Annotated in this window: 15 protein-coding genes and 1 pseudogene; 6 read left to right on the top strand and 10 right to left on the bottom strand. The window is 64.4% G+C overall.

Annotated elements, in window-relative coordinates:
- Positions 1-19: 19 nt before the first annotated feature.
- The 7 genes from C7I84_RS24765 to C7I84_RS24735 form a co-directional block, all read right to left on the bottom strand.
- Positions 20-1039: an extracellular solute-binding protein gene (locus C7I84_RS24765; RefSeq protein WP_106774898.1), complete on the bottom strand. Its 1020-nt coding sequence runs from the start codon at positions 1037-1039 to the stop codon at positions 20-22.
- A 12-nt stretch (positions 1040-1051) separates the two neighbouring features.
- On the bottom strand, positions 1052-2167 hold the full coding sequence (locus C7I84_RS24760) for an ABC transporter ATP-binding protein (protein ID WP_106774897.1): 1116 nt from the start codon (positions 2165-2167) through the stop codon (positions 1052-1054).
- A gap of 39 nt (positions 2168-2206) precedes the next feature.
- A complete protein-coding gene (locus tag C7I84_RS24755; RefSeq protein WP_106774896.1) occupies positions 2207-3631 on the bottom strand; it encodes an amidohydrolase family protein in 1425 nt (474 codons plus the stop codon).
- A gap of 2 nt (positions 3632-3633) precedes the next feature.
- A complete protein-coding gene (locus C7I84_RS24750) occupies positions 3634-5310 on the bottom strand; it encodes a class I adenylate-forming enzyme family protein (protein ID WP_106774895.1) in 1677 nt (558 codons plus the stop codon).
- Positions 5307-6152 (bottom strand): MaoC/PaaZ C-terminal domain-containing protein, encoded by an 846-nt coding sequence (locus C7I84_RS24745; RefSeq protein WP_106774894.1) that lies wholly within the window; start codon positions 6150-6152, stop codon positions 5307-5309. Before C7I84_RS24745 ends, C7I84_RS24750 begins: the two co-directional genes overlap by 4 nt.
- A complete protein-coding gene (locus C7I84_RS24740) occupies positions 6152-7051 on the bottom strand; it encodes an SDR family NAD(P)-dependent oxidoreductase (protein ID WP_106774923.1) in 900 nt (299 codons plus the stop codon). Before C7I84_RS24740 ends, C7I84_RS24745 begins: the two co-directional genes overlap by 1 nt.
- 292 nt (positions 7052-7343) lie before the next feature.
- A complete protein-coding gene (locus C7I84_RS24735; protein WP_165816203.1) occupies positions 7344-8060 on the bottom strand; it encodes a TetR/AcrR family transcriptional regulator in 717 nt (238 codons plus the stop codon).
- A gap of 257 nt (positions 8061-8317) precedes the next feature.
- Here C7I84_RS24735 and C7I84_RS24730 point away from each other — a divergent pair, with 257 nt between their 5' ends.
- The 6 genes and pseudogenes from C7I84_RS24730 to groEL all read left to right on the top strand — a co-directional run.
- Positions 8318-9475, top strand: a complete 1158-nt coding sequence (locus tag C7I84_RS24730; RefSeq protein WP_106774892.1) for an acetyl-CoA acetyltransferase — start codon at positions 8318-8320, stop codon at positions 9473-9475.
- Positions 9468-9872, top strand: a complete 405-nt coding sequence (locus C7I84_RS24725; protein WP_207771067.1) for a Zn-ribbon domain-containing OB-fold protein — start codon at positions 9468-9470, stop codon at positions 9870-9872. Before C7I84_RS24730 ends, C7I84_RS24725 begins: the two co-directional genes overlap by 8 nt.
- A 4-nt stretch (positions 9873-9876) precedes the next feature.
- The gene (gene argE, locus C7I84_RS24720; RefSeq protein ID WP_106774890.1) at positions 9877-11067 is read left to right on the top strand and encodes an acetylornithine deacetylase; all 1191 of its coding nucleotides are present in this window, start codon (positions 9877-9879) and stop codon (positions 11065-11067) included.
- Complete coding sequence (locus tag C7I84_RS30980) at positions 11061-11408, top strand: FAD-dependent oxidoreductase (protein ID WP_165816202.1); 348 nt, start codon at positions 11061-11063, stop codon at positions 11406-11408. Before argE ends, C7I84_RS30980 begins: the two co-directional genes overlap by 7 nt.
- 20 nt (positions 11409-11428) lie before the next feature.
- On the top strand, positions 11429-12304 hold the full coding sequence (locus C7I84_RS24710) for an FAD-dependent oxidoreductase (RefSeq protein ID WP_165816201.1): 876 nt from the start codon (positions 11429-11431) through the stop codon (positions 12302-12304).
- A pseudogene (gene groEL, locus C7I84_RS24705) lies at positions 12246-12664 on the top strand (chaperonin GroEL); the annotation flags it as partial. The gene C7I84_RS24710 and the pseudogene groEL, both read left to right, overlap by 59 nt.
- Positions 12665-13140: 476 nt before the next feature.
- Here groEL and C7I84_RS24700 read toward each other — a convergent pair.
- From C7I84_RS24700 to C7I84_RS24690, 3 genes are read right to left on the bottom strand one after another with little or no spacing between them, the layout of a single operon-like run.
- Positions 13141-13962 (bottom strand): ATP-binding cassette domain-containing protein, encoded by an 822-nt coding sequence (locus C7I84_RS24700; protein WP_106774888.1) that lies wholly within the window; start codon positions 13960-13962, stop codon positions 13141-13143.
- Between the two features lie 10 nt (positions 13963-13972).
- Positions 13973-14830 (bottom strand): ABC transporter ATP-binding protein, encoded by an 858-nt coding sequence (locus C7I84_RS24695; protein ID WP_245428596.1) that lies wholly within the window; start codon positions 14828-14830, stop codon positions 13973-13975.
- A gap of 45 nt (positions 14831-14875) precedes the next feature.
- Positions 14876-16294: a M20/M25/M40 family metallo-hydrolase gene (locus C7I84_RS24690; protein WP_106774886.1), complete on the bottom strand. Its 1419-nt coding sequence runs from the start codon at positions 16292-16294 to the stop codon at positions 14876-14878.

Raw genomic sequence — 16294 nt, 5'->3', positions numbered from 1 at the left:
TCGTATGAGCCGGGAAGCGTCACTGCAACAGCTTGAACTCGTTCCAGCGGCGCTCGACCTCGGCGGCGTTGTCGTGCCACCATTTGCCGTTGATCAGCCACTGGACTTTCTTGTTCTCGCTGTAGGTCGGGAACGTCTTCGCCAGATCTTCCGGCACCATCTTTTCGAGATCCGGGCTCGCTCCGGGATAGGGGATCACCTCGACGAGGCATTTCTGATTCTCAGGCACCGATTGCGCCTGTATCCAGCGGTAGAGCATGTCGCGCTGCTCGTCGCTGATGCCCTTGGCCACCATCCACCAGGAGATGTCGAGCATACCCTGGTTGAAGCTGTAGGACACGCCCTCCTGGTCGGCCACGCGCCCCGACCAGGCGATGGCGTATTGCGCTTCCTGGTCCTTGAGCAGTTGTGCCGGCTGCGCGCCGGACTGCCACCAGATGGTGTCGTCCTTTACCCGCTCCAGCGTCTTGAACGCGCGGTCGAGATCCAGCCCCTTGCTCACTTCCTCCGGCGTCATGCCATCACCCATCGCAGCGAAAGCAAGCACGAACTCGGGATAGTCGGGGAGCACCCGGCGACCGGCAAACTTTTCGGTGTCGAAGAAATCCACAAAGTTCCGCGGCGCCGGCACGTCGGAGCGCCAGGCCATGATGGTCGAATAGTATTGAGCGCCGAAGCCGTATTCGTGCTTGGCTTCATCGAACATGGGCTGCGGGTTGAGCTTCGCCCAGTCGATCGGCTCGAGAAGATCAGCGGCGATCAGGCGATAGAGATCGCCCGTCGACCCGTCGGTCGTGGCATTGGTTATCACGCCGGACGTGGCCTGCGCCTGCATCTTGGCAAAGCCGCCCGGCGTTTCAGCGACGACCTTGATACCCGCCTCCTTGAGCAGTTGCTCTTCCACGCATTTGTGCAGAGCGTCGCCATACTCGCCGCCTGAATGCATGACATGAAGTTCTTTCACCTCCTGCGCTTGAACCGGCATGGCCAGCAGCGAGACGGTGCAAAGAAGCGCGAAGTTCCCCAGATATTTTTTCATTTTCAGCACCCTTCATCGTCCAACGACAGAGACTTTTTCCGTCCGCCGCTCTGTCACGGCGGCATTTCCATCCGCGGGTATGCGGTCTGAGTTATCGGGCAGGATCCACACCCGCTTGGGATCCCAGGAGAGGGAGACGCCGGCGCCGGCCACATGCCGCCCGCGAGCGCCCGCGACATTGGCGGTGAGCCGCCGCCCGCTCTTGAGTTCGATCAGGTAGCGTACGGTCTCGCCCAGGAAGACCACGTCCCGCACGATGCCGGCGAGGTGCCCGCCTTCGCCCCCGGCACGGATATCCTCCGGGCGAAGGAGGCCGCATACGCGCGCGCCATGTGCAATGTTGGTCGGCGCGCAGGGGAAGCGTTCGCCGTCGGGCGAGACGATGTGCCCCTCGTGATAGCTGCCCTCGATGAAGTTCGCCATGCCCAAAAAATCGGCGGCAAAGCGCGTGCTGGGACGGTGATAGATCTCGTCAGGCGCGCCCACCTGCTCGACGCGGCCCTTGGAGAGCAGCACCACCTGGTCCGACAGCGACAGCGCCTCCTCCTGGTCGTGGGTGACCATGATGGTGGTGATGCCGAGCTTGCGCTGGAGCTCGCGGATCTCCAGCCGCACCTCTTCCCGCAGCTTGCGGTCCAGCGCGGCGAGCGGCTCGTCAAGAAGAAGGATGGCAGGCTCGAAGACGATGGCACGCGCCAGTGCCACGCGCTGCTGCTGGCCGCCGGAAAGCTGGTGGGGCTTGCGTTGCCTCAGCCCCTCCAGCCTCACGAGCCTGAGCGCTTCGCCGACCCGCCGGGAAAGCTCCGCCGCCCCCATCCCGCGGACGCGGAGCGGAAAAGCGACGTTGTCGAAGATCGACATGTGCGGGAAGAGAGCATAGCTCTGGAAGACGAGGCCGATGTTGCGCTCGGCGGCCGGCACAAAGGTGATCTCCCTGTCGCCCAGATCGATCCGCCCGGAGGTTGGTCGCGTGATGCCGGCGATCAGCGACAGCATGGTGGTCTTCCCCGAGCCGCTCGGCCCCAGCACTGTCGTGAATTCGCCGGATTTCACCGAAATCGAAACGTCATCTATGGCCCGGAGGGGGCCGTAGGCTTTGGTGACGTGGGTGAACCGCACATTCGTCATCAGACCATCTCTTCCGGCAGCCAGGCGCCCAGGACAAGTTCACGTGACTACCGGCCAAACACTCCTCGGTTTCGTTCCGGCGCGGGCGGCGGTGCTCGCGGCCGAGCGCCGGGCCCGCGCATAGATCTCGCCCTCGTCGAGCCGGACGAGCCGCCCACCCCGCACGACGATCTCCCCGTTGCACAGCACCGTGTCCACGCCCTTGGTGCGCGAAACGAGCGCCAGCTGGCGCACGAGATCGACATTGGGCTGCGCGTCGGGAAGCGCATTGCTGCGCACGACGATATCGGCGTTCTTGCCGGGCTCGATGCTGCCCACTTCCTCCTCGAGCCCGATGGCGCGTGCGCCGCCGAGCGTAAACATTTCGAGAATCGCTTCGGAAGGCAGATACTCGCCCCATTCGCGGCTGACGAGGTAGGCGATGAAGCCCAGGTCGCCAAAGGCCCAGGCTTTGGCCACATCGGTACCGAAAGCGATGGCCGTGCCGCGGCGGTGGAGCGCGGGAAACGCGCTGCGGCCGGTCTGCGAAATGGCATAGTACATGAAGTTGCCGGGGTGCCAGACGAGTGCCATGCCGCTTTGCGCCACCGCCTCGATCTCCGCCTCCTCCAGGATGTTCATATGGGTGAAGACGCTGTTCGTCCCGATCAGCCCCGCCTCGGCGAAGTGGACCATTGCCGGCTTGCCGAAGCGCTTGCGATCGTAGTCGGCGTCGGCGACCATCAGGTTCTGGTGCTGGTGATAGACGGCGCCTTCGCTGTCCGCCAGGCGCTTGGCTTCGCGCAAAAGCTCGTCCGTCGCGCTGCCGACGCCGTAGAGCGCCACGTGGCCGCGCGCCAGCGCGTCGGGATCGCGATTGCGCTTGAGCTGACCGCCCAGCCCCCGCCGGGCACGGGCGCCGTCGCACGGGGCCCGCGGAATCTCCGCCGCCATCGGCTCGCCGCCGACGATGTCCCACAGCATGCAGTCGGTGACGGATGAGCGTATGCCGACCGAACTCGCCGCTTCGGCCACGAGGTCGGGCCAAAAACTCGTCGCCGCGTCGACGAAGCCGGTAAAGCCGTTGCGCACGAGCTCGCAGGCCGCCATCAGAGCGCTCGCATATTCGTCCTCTTCCGTGAGTGCGTTGATCCAGCGGACGAAGACGCCTGGACCGGAGCCGGCCTCGGGCGACGGGTTGGGATTGTCGGTGATGGAGCCGCGGCTCAAATGCAGCCCGGCGTGGTAGTGGCCGTCGATGAAGCCCGGATGGACGATCCCGCCTTGAGCGTCGATCCGCTGGCGGGGCTTCCAGCCCGGCTCGATCTCCCGCGTCGGGCCCACGGCGGCGATGCGGCTCCCCTCGATCGCGATCGCACCGTCAGCGAGGATGGTGCGCCGCCCGTCCATGGTCAGCACGCAGCCATGGACGACGAGGATGTCGCAGGGCTTCATCTGTCCGCCGGCTCCCCCGACCGTGGCCATGGTCAATCTCCGAACGTTCCGGTTTCGCGGTCCCAGGCGCCCGACCGCAGGTCCGCCTTCGCCTTGGTCAAGCTCTGCTTCAGCACGCGCATGGAGGGCGTGCGCTCGAAATCCTCCTCGCGGTATTCGATAAAGCGCGGGATCTTGAACGCGGCGAGCCGTGCCTTGCAGAAATCGATAATCTCCTCGGGCGGGAGGTCCGCCATGGTCTTGCCCACCTTGATCTGCACGTAGACTTTCACCTCCTCGCCGCGGAGCTGGTCGGGCACGGGCACCACCGCGACCTCCAGCACCAGCGGATGCGAACGCAATACGGCCTCGACCTCGGCGGCGGAGATGTTCTCGCCGGAACGGCGGATGATCTCTTTCTTGCGGCCGACGAAATAGAGCAGACCCCGTTCGTCCCGGCGGGCAACGTCGCCCGAATGGTACCAGCCGCCGCGGTTGGCTTCGGCCGTGGTCTCCGGGCGGTTGAGATAGCCGACATAAAGGTCGGGGCCGGCGATCAGCGCCTCGCCCGCTTCTCCCGGCGCGACATCCACGTCATTGTCGTCGACCAGCCGGATGAAAACACCCGGCGGCTCCATGCCCATGGTGCCGGTGCCGACCAGTTCGTCGGCGAGGTGGTGCGGCACGCGGCTCATGATGCCGCCCTCCGTGCTGCCATACTGGTTGTGCCAGTGGAAGCCGTAGCGGTCGATCATCTCCTGATGCAGTTCCTTCGGCAGCCCGGCATGGATGGCGAGCCGGATGCGGTGGTCCCGCTCGGCCGGCCCAGGCTCGCCCTTGAGCAGCAGCGCAGGGATGGAGGCGATGGAAAGGATCTCGGTGGCGTCGTACGTGGTCACGACGTCCCAGAAGCGTGAGACGGAGAAGCGCCGCATGGCGATCAGCGTGCCGCGCGAGGCGAGCGAGGTCAGGAGCTGGATCGCCGGGTCCGCATAGTAGAAGGGCAAGCAGCAGAGCTGCCTGTCCTGCCAGCCGCGGCGGAACAGGCGCAAGTCGATGTCGATCACGCGCAGCCACCAACCGTGGTGCAGCATGCAGCCTTTGGGCGCGCCCGTGGTGCCCGAGGTGTAATAGACGGTGATGACGTCCTCGCGCCGGCACTCGGCCTTCTTGAAATCGAGAGGCGTGGCCGCGTTCTCGTAAGAGGCGAGCCCGTCGGGCTCGTCGCCATCCACGATGATCATGTGCCCCAGCGCCGGAGACTGTCCGCGCACCGCATTGATGACGGCCTGCTGCGGCTTGCCGAATATGGCTGCCACGGGTGCTGCATCCTTGACGATGTGGCCGGCGTCGAACTCCTGCGCCGTGGGCGGGATCGACACCAGCGTGGCGCGGTTGGCGATGATGCCGAACAGCGCGATCATGAATTCGAGCCGGTTGTCGAGCATCACGACCACGCGATCGCCCGGCTTCAGGAATGTCTTGAGATATCCCGCAAAGCCTTGGCAGCGGCACAGGAATTCCCGCCGCGTCATCGCCGGCCCGTCCTCGACGATGAGGATTGGCCGTTCGGGGTCCTCAAGGCAACCGTTGGTGACGATCTCGATCACCGTCTGCTGCGGCACGGCACTCCACTCCGCAGCCACGTTCTGGTGCTTCACCCAGTGAGCGGGGCGATCGAAGCCCGTGGTATCGATAGGGGCGAGGGTATGATCCAAGGTCTCGCTCATCTGGACACCTGCGCATAACCGTTCTTGATGACGAGATTGCCCTCGGCGTCGCTCGCCTCGAAACCGGCGAGACCGCCCTCGCCCGCCCAGTGCTCGACCCGGAGCGTCTGCCCGGCGAGGAGATAGAGCGGATGGACGAAGCGGCAGCCGAGGCGCCTGAGGCGTTTGCTCTCGCCGCCGCAATGGCTGTCGACGACAGCGCGCGCCGCGAAGGCCAGCGTGCACATCCCGTGGACGATGGGCGCGGGAAAGCCTGCCGCCTGCGCCGCTTCGGGATCGATGGTATAGGCCGAATAGTCGCGCGCGGCATCCGCATAGCGCCGCGTCTGGTCGAGTGAGAGGGGGTAGGTGTCGGTAACGCCCTCGCCCCGCGGCACATGCGGCCGCTCCGGGGCCTTTTCGCCGCGCGCATCGCGGCCCCCTGCCTCGCGCAAGAGGCACGTGCTGTACTGGGTGCAGACAGGCTCGCCGGCGTGGTCTCGCGTATACGAGCCGATGACGACCGCAGTTCCGGCCGACGTTCCGCGCGCGCCGATCAGCGTCGATACGGTGAAAAGCCGCTGGCCGGGCACAATCGGCCGGTGGAAGACGAAGTCATGCTCGCCATGCAGTATGAGCCCGGACGCGGTTTTCTGAAGCACTTCCACCATGCTCTGCATGACGGGAATGTGAGCGAAGACGGGCAAGGCGTATTCGCCGGCCAGATGCCGGGGATTGGTGTCGTCGACCGCACGCGCGAAGGAGGCGAGCCGGTGGCTGCTCGTGCGAAACTCCTCGGAATCCCGCGACATGCCGAGCGGCACGGAAGCGATGTCGAACGGTTTGGTCGAAAGCACATCCATCACGCAAGCTCCTCGACGAAATCGGTCAACCCTGGCTGCCTGGGCAATCTGCCGGCAAGGACGCGAGAGAGATCCGCCACGCGCCAGCAGCCTTCCGTGCGTATGTCGACCGCAATCGCACTCGGCGCGATCACCTCGACGCGGTTGCCATAGGCCTGGAACACCTGGCCCGTTGCCGGGCAGTCCTCCATGGCCAGCCAGCAGATGAGCGGCGCCACGTTCTCGGGCGCGAACACATCAAACTGCCCCGCCGGCGGCGGCTTCAGCGATGTCTCGATGCGCGTGCGCGCCGAAGGCGAAACCGCATTGGAGCGGACGCCGTATTTCACGCCCTCCAGGGCCAGCGTGCGGGAAAGCCCCACCACCGCCAGCTTGGCGGCCGCGTAGTTGGCCTGGCCGAAATTGCCGACGAGACCCGCGAGAGACGTGGTGTGCACAATCGAGCCCGCCTTGCCCCTGCCGGCCTTGGCCTCGTTGCGCCAGTAATTCATGGCGTGGCGCGCGGGGGCGGCGTGGCCCTTGAGATGCACGCGGATGACGGCGTCCCACTCCTCCTCCGCCATGTTGGCGAAGAGCCGGTCGCGCAGGATGCCCGCGTTGTTGACGAGCACCTGAAGGGCGCCGAAGGTGTCGATCGCCTGGGCGACCAGGTCGGCGGCCTGCTTCCAATCCGAAACGTCGTGTCCGCTGACCACCGCCCGGCCGCCGGTTGCCTCGATCTCCGCCACCACTTCCTGTGCCGGGCTCGGATCGATCCCGTTCCCCTGGAGGTCGCCGCCGAGATCATTGACGACGACCGCCGCGCCGTGGGCGGCGAGGGCAAGCGCGTAGGCGCGGCCGAGCCCCCTGCCAGCTCCGGTGACGATCGCTACGCGTCCGTCCAGCGCGAGCGCGCTCATGGCCGGCACTTTCCGCGACATTGGCGCCGGCTTTCCGCTCCGCCGAACCGTCTTGCTCTAACTGCCATACCCGCGCCCGTCCCTTCGCGACCGTCGGGATCGTGGAGATGCGCGCGCCCTTTGGCGTCCTGCGCTCCTCCGCGTTCTCCTCCTGCAATACAGACCAAAATGAATATGATTTCAATATCAATTTTGTCGCATCCAGTCGGAAAAATCCTGGTCGCTCGTGGCGGAGGTCCGTTCCCGCTCAACGGGTGCTGCGCGCTGCCACAGCGGCCGCAAACCCGTCGGGTCAGCGCAGAACTGGAGGGTCCTTACAGTAGACGGCCCTGTACCAGAGCACCGACAGCATCATGGCGACGGCCTCGGGGTCGAAGCCGTTCTCCGCCTGGGTGTTCTCCCTGCTCACGATCTCGGCGTAGAGATAGTGGAACACCATTCCCTCCAAGACGCGCGCCACCTTCATGGCCGAGCCGGGCATGTCCTCTCCGTAGTTGCCGCGGAGGGCGATGGAGCGGGCGAGCTTCTCGATCCACTTCGCATGGCGGGGCCGCCACTGCTCCTGGAACTCCGGCAGTTGCGTCTGCAACTGCACATGACACTGCATCAGTCCCGGATTGGCTTGGTAGGCGGCGATGAAGAAGCGGTTGGTGTTGTGGATCGCCTCGAAGTCGCCGGTGCCCCGGCCCACCTGCCGCGCCCGCTCGTAGAGGTGGTCGATGAACTCGAGCACGACCTCCATCGCGATCTCGTTCTTGTCGCGGTAATAGACGTAGAAAGTGCCGAGCGCCACGCTGGCATAGGTGCAGATATCCGAGACCCGTAGGTTCTGGTAGCCGATCTCCTCCAGCGCCCTGGCGGCAGCGATCTTGAGACGATACCTCGTCCGATCGCCCTTGGACGCGAAGGAAATCGAATTCAGCCCCTGGGAGAGGTAATCAGCATACCTGATCTCGCGCCCCTCGACAAAAGCTGTCCCCTTCGCGTTCCGTTCAGCCGCAACCGCCATCGAAGACCTCCTTGCTTGGGTATCGCACCTGCTGTCGTGAATATCAACGTACCACCAAGCCGGGTCGGACGAATAATTGATATTGACTTCATATTCATCTAATACAATTCTCGACGCGTTTCCAGTCGCGGCACAAAGGTGCTGCGGGAGGAGGTCGCGGGTGAGCGGCCGCACCGGTGGAGAACTCGCTTGCATCTGCTCCTTTCAGCCAGGATCGCAACCCGGACGCGCGGCGGGACGGCAGGGGAACGCCTTCCGTGACGGGACTGGCCGACACTCCGATCTACATCGTCGGTGCAGCCGAAACGCCGCTCGGCAAGGTTCCCGACCAGAGCGAGTTCTCGATGGTGGCGCTCGCTGCGCGCGAGGCCCTTTCGGAGGCGGGGCTGGGGTTCCGCGACGTGGACGCCCTCTTCACCAACTATATGGGCGAAGAGGGCTCCGTGCAGCTCGGCGAGTATCTGGGCATCCGCCCGCGCTATGCCGAATCCTCCGACATGGGCGGCGCCTCGTTCGAGTTCTTCGTCCACCACGCCATGCTGGCGGTGGCCGCCGGCCGCTGTGATGTGGCCCTCGTCGGCTACGCCTCGCGCCAGCGCAGCCGCCGCAACCGCAAGCGCGCCGCGGACGCCATGGACGGCTCGCTGGCCGCGCAGTTCGAGGCCCCCTTCGGCATCCACTTCCCGATCGGCCACTATGCGTTGAGCGCGGCACGCTACATGCACCAGTACGGCATCACGCCGGAACACCTGGCGGAGGTGGCGGTCGCCGCGCGCGAATGGGCGAGGCTCAACCCCAAAGCCTGGAGCCGCGATCCGCTTTCGATCGACGACGTCATGGCCTCGCCCCTGATCAGCGATCCCCTGCGCAAGCTCGACTGCTGCCTCGTCACCGATGGCGGCGGGGCGATCGTGATCGCCCGCAAGGACCGGGCGCGCGACGCGGCCAAGCGGCCGGTACGTATCCTGGGCGCCGGCGAGAGCCACGTCCAGTGGCATGTCGCGCAATGTCCTGACCTGACGGTGACTCCTGGAATTGTCTCCGGACACGAGGCCTTCGGCATGGCCGGCATCTCGCCTGGTGACGTCGACGTGTTCGAGCCTTACGACAATTTCACGCATGGCGTGCTGCTCTATCTGGAGGATCTCGGCTTCTGCAAAAAGGGCGAGGCGGGGGACTTCATAGCCGGCGGCCGCTTGAGGCCGGGCGGCGGATTGCCCAGCATGACTTCCGGCGGCGGGCTCTCCTACTGCCATCCCGGCGCGCTCGGCATCCTGCTTCTGGTGGAGGCCGTCCGCCAGCTGCGCGGCGAGGCGGGCGAGCGCCAGGTGCCGGATGCCCACATCGCCGTCGCCCACGGCACGGGCGGCCTTGCATTCTCGACAGCCTCGACCGTGGTGCTTGCCCGTGACTGATGCCCCCTCCCTTTCCGACCTCGGCATTGCCGACCCGACCACGGAGCTATTCTGGAAGGCCTGCCTGGAGCGCCGGCTCATCATCCAGAAATGCCGGAGCTGCGCGTCGCACCAGTTCTACCCCCGCCCCTTCTGCCTCTCTTGCGAGAGCGACGCCCTGGAATGGGTCGAGGCGAAAGGCAAAGGTACGGTCTATTCGCTGACCACAGTGCGCATTCCGGTCATCGAGGCGCTCGAGCCGCCCTACGTGCTGGCGCTCGTGGAACTCGACGAAGGGCCGCGACTGCTCACGAACATCGATGACGGGCCGGCCCGCATCGGTGACCGGGTAACGCTCGCCTGGCGCGAGCGCGGCGGCCTGCCGCCGCTGCCGATCTTCAGGCCAGCGGGCAGCTGAAGCGATGCCGGCGCAGGCAGGCCCAAGCCGGGCGGAGTGCGTGGCGGTCATTCGCGACTTGGTCGCCTTCCCCACCGTTTCGCGCGATCCCAACCGGGACCTCATCGCCTATGTAAAGGCTTTCCTGGATCGCCACGGTGTGGAGAGCGAGCTTGTCTGGAATGCGGAGCGCACGAAGGCAAATCTCTGGGCGACCATCGGACCGGCCAACCGGCCGGGCGTTGTCCTTTCCGGCCATAGCGACGTCGTGCCGGTCGACGGCCAGGACTGGAGCTCCGACTCCTTCACCTTGCGCGAGGCGGACGGCCGACTTTACGGGCGCGGCACCTGCGACATGAAGGGCTTCGTCGGCATCATGCTCGCCTTCGTGCCCTTCCTCGTCCGCCGCGACCTCAAGGCACCCGTTCACTTCGCCATCTCCTATGACGAGGAGCTCGGCTGTATTGGTGTGCAGAGCCTGATCGACCGCCTTGCCGCCTTGCCCGTCAAGCCCAAGCTCTGCATTGTCGGCGAACCCACCTCGATGCAGGTGGTCGTGGGGCACAAGGGTGCCGGGTTCTACCGCGTGGCGCTCTCCGGCCGTTCCGCGCATTCGAGCCTTGCGCCGGCCGCCGTCAACGCCGTCGAATATGCTGCGGAGATCATCTGCATAATCGGCGAGATGGCACGCGAGCAGCGCGTGAGCGGACTGCGCGACGATGGCTACGACGTGCCCTATTCGACACTGTCGGTCACCACGGTCGCGGGCGGCAACGCGGCCAACATCATTCCTGCCGAATGTGCGTTCCAGTTCGACATTCGCGCCTTGCCCGCGGTGGATACGCGAGAGCTGATCGGCCGCCTCGAAGAGCGCATCGAGCGCGAGATCCTTCCGCGCATGCGGGCGGTCTCGCCGCAGAGCAGCGTCACGATCGAACCTGTCGCCGAGCTTGCCGGGTTCGACACCGACGCCGTTCACCCGGCGGTCACCTTCGTGAAGCAGCTTGTGGGCCGAAACGACCATGGCAAGGTGGCCTACGGCACCGAGGCAGGTCTCTTCAGCAAAGCGGGCATCGTCTCCATCGTCTGCGGGCCGGGTTCCATCGAGCAGGCGCACAAGCCGGACGAATATCTGGAACTCACCGAAGTCGATCGCTGCCGCAACGTCTTGCAGCGGCTTCTCCTCCATCTGGAGCGCGCGGAACTGCCGTGGTGACGCAACTATTCGACGCCGTGGTCGTGGGCGGGGGGATAGCGGGCACTGCAAGCGCCTACTATCTGCGCCGGCAGGGCCTCTCGGTCGCCCTGATCGAACAGCATGCGCCCGCCTGGGGCGCTTCCGGGCGCAATCCCGGGTTCCTTTGGCTGCAGACGAAGGCGGCCGGCACGGCGATGGAGTTTTCCCTTGCCGGCCGGCGATTTGTCGAAGCCCTTGCCGGCGAGCTCCCCGATTTCGGCTTCCGCGCCTGCGGCGGCCTGATCATCTACCGCGACGAGGCCTTTGCCGAGGCCGCCCGCGCGTTTGTCGCGGACAGGGCGCAAGCCGGCTGTCGCTAAAGCTGCTTGACCGTGAAGAGTTGCACTCGCTCTGTCCGCAGATCGGACCGCAAGTGTCCGGCGCGGTCTGGAACCCGCTCGATGCGCATCAGGACACGCCCCTGCTCGTCCGCCGCCTGGTGGCCGCCTTCAGCGACGCCGGCGGACGGCTGATCGCGCCCGCCAGTGTGACGGCGATCGAGGTGGAGACGGGCCGTTGTCGCGGGGTGCGCCTTGCCGACGGCGATGTTCTCGCCTGCGCAACCGTCGTGGTGGCCTGCGGCCCGTGGTCCAACGAGCTTCTGGCGCCGCATGGCCTCGGCGTCCCCTTTCAGTGGACCAGGTTCGAGGCCGCTTCGACAGGCGCGGCGCCGTTCCGCATCGGACGGGTCGTGGCGGGCCAGTCGCTGTTCCGTTTCTTCACCCCGCCCGGCATGGACGCGGCCGCCTTTCCGCGCGATCCCTCCGAGCAGATCCGGCCCGCCCTCGGCTTCACCGAGCAGATTGCCAGCATGCCCGACGGGTCGATCCAGTTCGGCTGCGCCTATGAGATCGGCAGCAGCCACGACCAGCCGACGGTTGCGGGCCAGGCGATGGCCTGCTCCATCATGAGCAGGAACTTCCCTGCCCTGTCGGAACTGCCGATCACCAGACAATGGGCCGGACTCGTGGCACAGACCCCGGACGGACTGCCGGTGATCGATGCCGCCTGCGGCATCGAAGGCTTGATGCTCAATACCGGGCACTTCTTCGGCAATCTCGCCGGCGCCTTCTCCGGCAAGCTGCTGGCCGAGGCGGCAACCCGCTCAGACGCGTCCTATGACATCACGCCCTTCGCACTGAACCGTTTCACAGGGCGAGGGCATGCAGTTCGACCGCGGTTATCTCTCGCCGTATTTCATCACAAATCAGGATAAGATCGGGTCGAGATCGAAGAGCCCTATGTTCTGATCAACGAGAAGAAGCTCGGCAATCTGCAGGCGATGCTGTCGATTCTCGAAGCCGTGGTGCAGTCTGGCAAGCCGCTGTTCATCATCGCCGAGGATGTCGAGCGCGAGGCGCTGGCCACGCTGGTCGTCAACAAGCTGCGCGGCGGCCTGAAGGTTGCTGTCGTCAAGGCCCCCGGCTTCGGCGACGGCCGCAAGGCCATGCTGGAGGACATCGCCATCCCCACCGGCGGCACCGCCATCTCAGAAGATCAAGCTGGAAACGTCACGCTCCAAATGCTCGGCCGCGCCAAGAAGGTCGTCGTCGAGAAGAAGAACACCACGATCGTCGTCCCAAACGACATAGTCCGAGGATTTGATTTTTGGTGGTATCGACCGTTCGTTTTGTCAGCTTCGCCATGCATGGTCGTCCCCTTGAGAGATTCCACGCGTAAGCAAAGCGCAAGCACGGCAGGGCAGGGTTTCGGTCGGTCTATCGTGCCTTGGCATTGATCTAATTCAAATTTGGTTTGTGATTTCAGCAGCATAGCGCGCGATCGGATAGAAATGGATAGTTTCGGCGAAACTTATTATCATCTCGTTGGGCACGGCTTTGAAGCCGCGGCGCCGACATATCATAAGTCCTTCCCCGCAACCGCCTGCAGGGTCGGCGTCAAGTGCACTTAGGAGACCGAGGCAGGACCGAAAGGCCCGATATTTGCCGCCACCCGCAGAGCGCGCCGCAGCTGTCTTCGAGCACGGTTAATCGAACTGCATTCGGATGATCCGCGCCTATGGAGTTTGGCGCGACATGACGGCAAGCGATACTAGTTTCCGGTCTTCAGCCGTTGGCGTATTTTCGCGAGATCTATACGGGGGGAAGCCTGGAGCAGGGTTTTCGTGTAAGCGTGCTGCGGGGAAGAGAAGAGTTCCGCGCAGCTCTTCATTTCCACGGCATCCCCTCTGTGCATCACCATCGCTGTATCCGCGAAGAAGCGGACCACGGCGAGGTCGTGGCTGATGAAAACGTAGCTTAGGCTGTAAGCTTCTCGGAGTTCCGCCAGCAGGTTGAGTATCTGTGCCTGCACGGACAGATCGAGAGCGGAAACGGGTTCGTCCAGGATCAGGATTTTTGGACGCAGCATCAGTGCTCGGGCGATGGCTACGCGTTGCCGCTGCCCGCCCGATAGCATGTGAGGATAGCGGGTGGAATAGCCGCCGCCCAAACCCACTCTCTCCAACATCTCGGCGACGAGCCTTCCCCGCTCACGTCCATCGATTCGCATATTGATGCGCAACGGCTCTTCCAGAATCGTGCTGATCCTTTGCCGCGGATTGAGCGAGCTGTACGGGTCCTGAAAGACCATCTGGATGTTTCGACGGACGTCAGTTTCGACTGCCCGTCCAGGCGAGACTTTCTTCCCTTCGACCAGGAGGTCCCCTGCCGTCGGTGGGTCAATCATTGCAAGGATGCGCGCGAGCGTTGTCTTGCCGCTTCCGCTTTCGCCGACGACGGCAAGCGTTTCTCCACGCTTCAGTGCGAAGCTGACATTATTGACTGCAGTGATCGTTCGCTGGTCGCCGAGCAGGCCTGGCGAAATGTGGTACTTCCGTACAATCGACTGGCATTCGAGGATTGGTGCCGTCATGTTCGAATTCTCAGAACGAGCCGGAAAGGACGGGCAGCCTGGTGCCGACCGCGTTTTCCGGGAGAGCCGACAGAAGGGCCTGGGTGTACCGGCTCTGCGGGTTTTCGAAGATTTCGATGACGTCCGCGCACTCCATCATCTTGCCGCGGTACTGCACGAAGACCCGATCGGCGACCTCGGACACCACGCCCATATTGTGGGTGACGATGACCATCCCCATCCCGCGAGACCGCTGTAGCGTCATCAGCAGATCGAGGATCTGCTTCTGAATGGTCACGTCCAGGGCAGTCGTGGGCTCATCCGCGATCAGAAGCGACGGCTCGCATGCCAGCGCCATGGCGATCATGACCCGTTGACACTGGCCGCCGGACATCTGATGGGGAAAGGAAGACAGTCGCTCGGCAGGCATCGGAATGCCGACCTGGTCGAGCATGGCAATCGTCCGGTCACGTCGAGCGCGTTGATCAAGTGGCGTATGGCGTCTCAGAATCTCATCGATCTGAAAGCCGATCGTGTAGCAAGGATTGAGACTGCCGATCGGATCCTGGAATATGACACCGATTTCCTTGCCAAGGAGTGCTCGCCGTTCAAAAACCTTCAACGCCAGGACATCCCTGCCCCTAAAGACGATGCGGTCGGCGGTAACCCTCGCGCCCGGAGTGAGGAGCCCCAACATGGCGTGCATCAGCACCGACTTGCCCGAACCGGATTCTCCCACCACTGCCAGGATCTCGCCTCGCGCCAAATGCAATGAAATCCCATCGACGGCGCGGAAGACGCCTTGCCTGGTCTCGAACTCGACAACGAGATTATCGACCTCCAACAGGTGTGCGTTGCCCGCATCTGATGCCCCGCTGACCTCGGCCACGGCGTTCTCCTCGTTCAGATAGAGGGGCCACAGAGGATCCATCCGCTACCTTTCGGTCCTGCGCCACTTGAGATCGACCCGAGATACCTCTTCTAGGATCCTGGCCCAGGATCGCGTCCCCTTGCGCATGGAACGCACATCGTATTTTTCATTCGGCGCATGGATCGCGTCGTCATCGAGGGCGAAACCCACCATGATGCTGTCTAGCCCGAGATGGTCCTTGAACCATCCGATCGCGGGTATGGAGCCGCCAGATCCGGGAAATTTCGGCTGCCGCCCCCATTCGGCCTCCAGCCCCCTTGCCGCGGCGATCAGGAACGGATTGTCCTCTTTGAGCGCGTAGGCGCCGCAGCCGTCGTCGCCTTCGAACGACACGCGGCAGTCAGAAGGTACTTGCGACGCCACGTGTTCGCGAAACAGCCGGCGGATCACGTCGGGCTTCTGGGATGCCACCAGCCTGAACGACAACCGCGCCCAGGCTTGCGACGGCAGGACCGAACGGGGTGGACCCTGATTGCCGCCACCGACGCCATTGATATCGACCACCGGCCGGGCCCATGTCTGCTCCATAGCCGTGTAGCCGGTCTCGAGCACAGGCATCGACAACCCGACATCGCCGAGCGCAGCATCCGCGGCCGAGCCAAGTTCGCGCCATTGCTGCCGTAGGGAGGCCGGAACTTGCTCGACCTCATCGTAGAAGCCCGGGATGGCCACTCGATTGTCGGCATCATAGAGGCCAGCCAGTATATTCGACAGCACGCGCAGCGGATTGGCGGCGACTCCGCCATATGTTCCGGAATGAAGATCGCGGTTGGGCCCGTGAACGATCACCTTGTCATGGAACAGCCCCTTGAGACGCGTAGCGATCGCAGGTGTGTCGCGGTCCCACATGGCGGAATCGCAGGCGAGGACGACATCCGCGGCAAGGTCGCCGGCTTGCTCTATGAGGGTCCGCTCGAGGCTCGGCGAGCCAGCCTCTTCCTCGCCTTCGAGAAAGATGGTGACGTTAACGGGCAGTGTGCCTGTGTGTTCAATCCACCCGCGGCATGCCTCAAGGAACGTGAATATCTGACCCTTGTCGTCTGACATGCCCCGGCCGAGCAGGCGTTCGGTCCCGTCCTTGGCGACGTCGATCTTTGGTTCGAAGGGCGGATTGGTCCACTTCTCGATCGGGTCGACCGGCTGGACGTCATAGTGTCCGTAGAAGAGCACGTGCGGCTTGGTCGTATCGTTCAAGTCTCCCAGGATTGCGTAGACCACCGGATGACCGCCCGTTTCCATGAGCCGGGATTGGAAGCCCAGAGAAGACACATAATCCGACAGCCAGAGGGCGGCCCTGCGGCACTCGCCTGCGAGGGCTGGATCAGAGGACACGGAGGGGATACGCGCCAGCTCAAAAAGCTTCTCGATCGACCGGTCGAAATGCTCGTCGATCAACCCTAGTACTGTATCGATCGCACCCAT

Source organism: Kumtagia ephedrae, from assembly GCF_003012745.1.
GTDB lineage: Bacteria > Pseudomonadota > Alphaproteobacteria > Rhizobiales > Rhizobiaceae > Kumtagia > Kumtagia ephedrae.
The sequence above is the reverse complement of the archived record's forward strand: the minus strand, read 5'-3'. Positions and strand labels throughout refer to the sequence as shown.